General features: G+C 42.0%; 7 protein-coding genes and 1 tRNA gene. 5 read left to right on the top strand and 3 right to left on the bottom strand.

Features of this window, described 5'->3' with window-relative positions:
* Window positions 1-61 precede the first annotated feature (61 nt).
* The 3 genes from N4310_RS06855 to rlmH all read right to left on the bottom strand — a co-directional run bounded on the left by N4310_RS06855 (window position 62) and on the right by rlmH (window position 1,756).
* Window positions 62-589 (bottom strand): hypothetical protein, encoded by a 528-nt coding sequence (locus N4310_RS06855; protein ID WP_262092594.1) that lies wholly within the window; start codon window positions 587-589, stop codon window positions 62-64.
* A gap of 542 nt (window positions 590-1,131) precedes the next feature.
* Window positions 1,132-1,205, bottom strand: a tRNA-Arg gene (locus N4310_RS06860).
* A gap of 71 nt (window positions 1,206-1,276) precedes the next feature.
* Window positions 1,277-1,756 (bottom strand): 23S rRNA (pseudouridine(1915)-N(3))-methyltransferase RlmH, encoded by a 480-nt coding sequence (gene rlmH / locus N4310_RS06865; protein WP_160331972.1) that lies wholly within the window; start codon window positions 1,754-1,756, stop codon window positions 1,277-1,279.
* A gap of 105 nt (window positions 1,757-1,861) precedes the next feature.
* On the opposite strand from rlmH, the gene N4310_RS06870 reads away from it, so the two are divergent.
* From N4310_RS06870 to N4310_RS06890, 5 genes are all read left to right on the top strand, one after another.
* Window positions 1,862-3,028 (top strand): S1C family serine protease, encoded by a 1,167-nt coding sequence (locus N4310_RS06870; protein ID WP_262092595.1) that lies wholly within the window; start codon window positions 1,862-1,864, stop codon window positions 3,026-3,028.
* Between the two features lie 47 nt (window positions 3,029-3,075).
* Window positions 3,076-3,837 (top strand): ParB/RepB/Spo0J family partition protein, encoded by a 762-nt coding sequence (locus N4310_RS06875; protein ID WP_262092596.1) that lies wholly within the window; start codon window positions 3,076-3,078, stop codon window positions 3,835-3,837.
* A gap of 192 nt (window positions 3,838-4,029) precedes the next feature.
* Entirely contained in the window at window positions 4,030-5,370 is a 1,341-nt protein-coding gene (gene dnaA / locus N4310_RS06880; RefSeq protein ID WP_262092597.1) for a chromosomal replication initiator protein DnaA, read from the top strand.
* 160 nt (window positions 5,371-5,530) lie between these two features.
* On the top strand, window positions 5,531-6,664 hold the full coding sequence (dnaN, locus tag N4310_RS06885) for a DNA polymerase III subunit beta (RefSeq protein WP_160331968.1): 1,134 nt from the start codon (window positions 5,531-5,533) through the stop codon (window positions 6,662-6,664).
* A gap of 8 nt (window positions 6,665-6,672) precedes the next feature.
* Entirely contained in the window at window positions 6,673-6,867 is a 195-nt protein-coding gene (locus N4310_RS06890; protein ID WP_160331967.1) for a DUF951 domain-containing protein, read from the top strand.
* Window positions 6,868-6,918: the final 51 nt, after the last annotated feature.

Consider the following 6,918-nt stretch of genomic DNA (forward strand, 5'->3'; position numbering starts at 1 on the left):
TCCGCACTACCAAATAGGAATACCTACTTATTTGAAATAAGGCGACAATAAGTATGAGTTTTTAGAGGTGCCCATAAGAATATTCGTGAGAGGACAAGCTCTTATTGGCCTCCAACAGTACTTCTCGATGTAATTTTTCAATCAATTCCCAATCCCGACTTTCAATCGCCATCGTAAAGCTGACCATCATGCCCGCAAAGTCATGTCGGAATCCCCTTAAGTCCTGATAGAGGCAACCTAACTTTTTACACAACTTAGCCATCGGAAGCCGTGCCTCCCTTTCTTCTTTTTCAAAAGCAAGAATAGACAAACGCAAACGTAAGATAACAAAAGCAAATCCATAAAGCGAGGCCGTTCGCAAGAAGTTAAAGCAACCAAGAGATAAAAAGGAACAGCTGCACATTTGCGACAGGGTTAACAGCAAATGGATCAACATAAAGCACAAAAAGGAGCTCCGCACCTGCTGTTGAAAACGCGGTTCATCCAACAAGACCAAATAGCGATGAACATAGTGAAAGCAGAGACAGAGGGTATAGGTCGACAAACCTGCAACTACACCATATAGGAGCACATGAAAATCCACAAACACCCGATGATCCACAATCGCGTACAAACCGAATAGAAAAAAACTACGTAATAAATCAAAACCTAGATACAGAATTCCGACCGAATAGGCCGAGAACGAAAAACTCTCATAGGTATTTCGATACAGAATCCAAGACAGGAAAAAAGGTTCTACCAGAAGAAATAGATGAAAGATCGGAGGATAAGAGATTCCAAACCCTATCAACAGTAGCTCATACAAGCAGAAACCACTAAAGAAAGGCATTTTTAAACGATTTCTCAGTAGACTAAAAAAGAGCCAGCCCAGGCTCCCAGAACGGATCAGCAATAAAAGCAGAAGAAACGGACTCTCCTGTCCTAAAAACAAATGAACTTCCATAGCAACTGTATACTATATCTTAAAATAGCCTCCTAAAGGGATTCAAATCCCAAGATGTACCCCAAACTGCCTGAAATGAAACAACACAAGACCATTTCTAAAAAAACAAGCAGATATTTTCATAAGAGCCGTCAAAAAAAGAACTGGCTATAGACCAGTCCTCTATTCTACTATAGACTCTATCTACATGATCCCAGCAGGATTCGAACCTGCGACCGTTCGCTTAGAAGGCGAATGCTCTATCCGGCTGAGCTATGGGACCAACACGATTTATTCTACCAAATAAACCCTCCAAATGCAAGCAGTTCGAAGAACCTCAACTGCTGAAAGGAACTATTTATGGTAAGGGCTCCCTTCCTGAATCATAAAGGAACGATAGATCTGCTCAACCAGAACCAATTTCATCAACTGGTGGGGTAAAGTCATTAATCCAAAGCTGAGAAGTAAATGAGCCCGTTTTTTTAATTTTTCAGACAGTCCCAAACTCCCACCAATCACAAAGGTCAAAGTAGAATAACCTTTTAAAGTTGCCTGAGCCAAGGCTTGACTGAAAGCTTCAGAAGACTGCAAGCGACCTTCAATGGCTAAAACGACCAGGTAATCACGTTCCTGGATTTTAGCCATAATCTTTTGGTGTTCTTTTTCAATGATTTGATCCTTTTCACTTTGGCTGGCCCGATCTGGGATTCGTTCATCGGCCAATTCAATCATCTCGACCTGTGTAAAACGTGACAGCCGTTTCTGATATTCTTGGATTCCGTCACGCAGATACTTTTCTTTTAGTTTTCCCACTGTGATAATTTTTACTTTCATATCCCCATTATACACAAAGTTATCCACAATGTGTGGATAACTTTGTGGATTTAAGCTATAATTAAGTCTGATTTTATATAGTCAACTTGTGAATTGGAGGTCCACATGAAACATAAATCATTAAAAACACCTGTGATTGCTGCTGGTATCCTCGGACTTAGTTTTTTAGGAGGCTATGCTGGAAGTCAGCTTTCTCAAAATCAAATGCTCATGAACAACCAGACTCAAGTTGTTCCCCAAAAAACGCAAAAACATGAAACCAGTACAACACTAGCTGTTAATAAAGTACAAAATGCCGTTGTATCTGTGATTAGCTATACTGAAAACAACCAAAGTAATAGTATTTTTAATCTGAGTCCTAGCGATAATGGCGAAGATATGGCTGCTGGAGAAGGTTCTGGGGTTATCTATAAAAAAGATAATAAACATGCCTATCTCGTCACCAATACCCATGTCATTTCTGGGGCAGATCGTCTCGATATTCAATTCGCTGATGGAAGCAAGGTCGAAGGCGAGGTGGTCGGTTCCGATGTCTATTCAGATATTTCGGTAGTCCGCATTCCTGCTGATAAAGTCCAAGAAGTTGCAACACTAGGCGATTCTAGTCAACTAAGCATTGGAGAAACAGCCATTGCAATCGGAAGCCCTCTGGGAACCGACTATGCAAATTCCGTCACCCAAGGAATTATCTCCAGCTTGGAACGGACGGTTACCTCGCGTTCAGAAGATGGCCAAACCATCTCCACTAAAGCCTTACAAACTGATGCAGCCATTAACCCAGGAAACTCTGGCGGTCCCCTCATCAACATTGACGGACAGGTGATTGGGATTACATCCAGTAAGATTGCTTCCAGCATCTCTGGCGTATCCGTTGAAGGTATGGGCTTTGCCATTCCTTCTAATGAAGTTATTGCCATCGTCGAACAACTGGAGCAAAATGGTTCCGTTAATCGACCAGCCCTTGGCATCAGCATGACCAACCTGACAAACCTTTCAACCAGTGACTTGGACCAACTCCAACTGCCTGAAACAATTCAAAGCGGTGTTGTGATCCGCTCCATCCAAGCTGGTTTCCCTGTTGACGGTAAATTGAAACAATACGACGTCATTACCAAGATTGACGACAGCGAAATCCAGTCAACTAGCGATTTACAAACCGCTCTTTACAGTAAAAAACTAAACGACACCGTCACCATTGAATATTACCGCGATGGTAAGTTAGAAAAAGTTGAAGTAAAACTCGACAAATCAACCAAAGACCTAAAACAATAGTCCCTACACCGCTTTACAATTTCGTAAGGCGGTGTTATACTTTACAAATGGATTACATGACAGACATTCGGATTGCAGAAATTCAAACCAATCCGTATCAACCAAGACGACAATTTTCAGAGCAGGCCTTGACAGAATTAAGTCAATCCATCGCTGTCAACGGCCTCATTCAACCCATCATTGTCCGTCAATCCCCCATTACCGGTTACGAATTATTGGCTGGGGAACGGCGCTTACGCGCCTGTAAAAAGCTAGGCTGGTCCACCATTCCAGCTCTGGTTAAAGACTTGTCCAACTCCCAGATGATGGAACAAGCCATTATTGAAAACTTACAACGAGAAGATTTAAATCCCATCGAGGAAGCACTGGCCTTCCAAAAACTGGTTCAACACGGCTTAACCCATGAAGACATTGGCCAGCAACTGGGCAAATCCCGCCCCTATATTAGCAACAGCCTCCGTCTCCTAAAGCTAGCCCCTACCTTACAAGAGGCCCTCATTCAAGGAAATATTAGCCCTGGACACGCGCGCCTCCTGCTTCCTTTAGCAGTTGAAAAACAACTCTACCTCCTAGAAGAAATCCAAAGTAAGGGCTGGTCGGTACGTCAGCTAGAGGCTGCCTTGAAACACAAAGAGGAAACTCCAAAAACGAAAAAAACAGATCCCTTCCTTGCAGATGCCGAACGTCAACTTCAAGAAAGTCTCGGCACGCGCATTCAAATCCAACAAAAAGCTAACAACCAGGGAAGTATCACTATTTTCTACAAAGACCTTGATGAATACGAGCGAATTATCCACAAGTTAAAATAGACTTGTGGGTTTTTCTTTTTTATTCTCAAAATTATTCACAAGCCAAAAGTTGATTTTTCAACAGTTCTGACTGGAATTCACAGGTTGTGGAAAACTTTTTCTAAACATGTGGATATCAATTCACAGGTTGTGGAAAACTTTTAGCTGTGATATAATCCTACTAATCGAGTTATACACAGGAAAGGAATCGCTATGGACAAAAATCAACAATTTTGGCAGCGTTTTTTAGAATTAAGCCAACAAACAAATGACGCTGAATCCATCCAGTTTTTTGTCGATAGGGCTGAACTTGTTTCAATTGATGGAGACACCATTACAGTTTACCTGGACAATCCCATCAAACAAGACTATTGGGAGAATAATTTCCAAGAAAATCTCCGCGTTGCTGGCTTTGAACTCTATCACGTTGATTTCAAAGTGCACTACGTTTTTGAGCGTCCACTTGCCTACCAAGAGCAGTACAGGGCAGCTCCCCAGGTCCAGCCTCAAAATCGGGAAGATACAGGACTGATCAGGAAACATCGCTTTGACAACTTTGTCCGCGGAGATGGGAATATCCATGCCCTGGGGGCAGCCCTAGCTGTTGTCGAAGCACCAGGGAATACCTACAATCCCCTATTCATTTATGGCGGCCCGGGTCTCGGAAAAACCCATCTGATCAATGCTCTTGGAAATGCCTTTTTCGAAGACTACCCTAATAATCGAGTTCTCTACATCTCGGCTGAAAGCTTTCTCAATTCCTTTATCGAAAGCATTCGCTTGGCCAATACCGAAGATTTTAAAGAGCGTTTCCGCAACCTGGACTTGCTGATTATTGATGATATCCAATCACTCAACAAAGACACCATGGCCAGCACTCAGGAAGAATTGTTCAATACCTTCGAAACCCTCTTCAAAAAAGAAAAACAAATTGTCTTTACCAGTGACCGTAGACCCGATCAACTAAATGGCATGCCCGAGCGTTTGATTAACCGCTTTGAATGGGGCCTAATCACTGACATCACACCTCCTGACTATGAAACACGGATTGCCATCCTTCAAGCCAAAACCCAGAATCTTCCCTACACCTTCCCCATTGAAACCTTCGAATACCTAGCCAATCAATTCGATAGCAACGTGCGAGAACTAGAGGGCGCTCTAAATGACATCCGACTCGTTGCAGATGTCCAAGGAGTTGAAACCATTACCGTCGAATTGGCCGCTCAAGCCATCCGTTCTCGCAAAGAAGATGTTCGACGGATTACCGTTATCCCAATCGAAAATATCCAAGAAGAAGTTGGCAAATTCTACGGAATCAGTGTCAAGGAAATTAAAGGGAGCTCTCGGAAACAACACATCGTCCTGGCTCGTTCAGTTGCCATGTATCTTAGTCGCGAACTGACAGATAACTCTCAACCCAAAATTGGCAAAGCTTTCGGGGGCAAAGACCACACAACTGTCATCCATGCCCATCGAAAAATCAAAAAACAAATTAAAGATGACCAAAGTTTATTTTTGGAAATTGAGGAAATTAAAAAGAACCTGAAAAAGTAGCTGTGGATAACTCCCGAAGTTTTCCCCAAGTTATTCACAGGTTGTGCACAAGTCTAACCTCACTTGTGGACTCACTTGAAGCGACTTTTCCACAAGATCCACAAGCCCTACTACTAATACTTAACAATTAATAACTAAAATAATAAATAAAGGAGACCCCATGTTTCAATTTTCAATTAACAAGAATTTTTTTCTTCAAGCTCTGAATACAGTGAAACGTGCCATTAGTACCAAAAATGCAATTCCCATTCTATCAACCTTAAAAATAGAAGTAGCAGCTGAAGGGATTACCTTAATTGGTTCCAACGGTCAGATCTCAATTGAAAACTTTATTTCAATTGACCAAGAAAATGCTGGCCTAGTCATTGATGCCCCAGGTAGTTTGCTGTTAGAAGCTAATTTTTTCATTAATGTCGTTTCCAGCCTTCCATCCGTTGAATTGGAGTTGAAAGAAATTGAAAATCACCAATTGATTCTTAAAAGTGGCAAGTCTGAGATTACCCTAAAAGGAAAAGACAGTCATCAGTATCCTCGAATTCAGGAAGTCCCAACAACCAATCCCCTCCTATTGGAAACGAAAGTCCTTAAGGAACTCATTTCAGAAACAGCCTTTGCAGCAAGTAATCAGGAAAGTCGCCCAATCCTAACAGGGGTTCACTTTGTTCTCAATGATCAGAAACAACTTAAAACAGTGGCCACTGACTCCCACCGGCTAAGCCAAAAAGTAATTCAACTGGAGAATGTGGGCGATCATTTTGATGTGGTCGTTCCCAGCCGTTCTTTGAAGGAATTTACAGCTGTCTTTGATGACGCAATTGAAACAGTTAAGGTTTATTTTGCCCACAACCAAATGCTCTTCAAAAGTGAGTATATTTCCTTTTACACGCGTTTGCTAGAAGGAAATTACCCGGATACAGACCGCTTGATTCCAAAAGAGTTTAATAGTCAAATTACGTTCAATGTTGCTAGCCTGCGGCAAGCTATGGAGCGGGCACGGCTTCTTTCCAATGCGACCGAGAATGGAACTGTCAAAATGGAAATCAAAGACCAGATAGTCCGTTCCTATGTTCATTCTCCAGAGGTGGGACAGGTTGACGAAGAGTTAGAAACGATTCATCTTGTTGGGGAAGACTTGACGATCAGTTTTAACCCTAACTATTTGATTGAGGCCTTAAAGGCGATTAAGGCTGAGGAAGTCGAGCTTAGCTTTATTTCTCATATTCGACCTTTTACCTTAAAAGGAATGGAAGATGATCATCTGATTCAGTTAATTACTCCAGTTCGGACCAATTAGGAGGTAGGATGTATCAAGTTGGAACTAGGATTGAAATGAAAAAACCGCATGCCTGTCTGGTTAAAGAGACGGGTAAGAAGGCCAATGATTGGGAAGTTCTACGCTTAGGGGCCGATATTAAACTGCGGTGTCACAATTGCCAGCATTTGATTATGATGAGTCGGCATGATTTTGAACAAAAAATAAAACGAATTTTACAATAAATGGAGCCTTAGGGGGTGTGACTGGCCAATTTCTGTTTAGAAAGAGAAATT

The organism is Streptococcus danieliae, from assembly GCF_025447695.1.
Taxonomy (GTDB): domain Bacteria; phylum Bacillota; class Bacilli; order Lactobacillales; family Streptococcaceae; genus Streptococcus; species Streptococcus danieliae.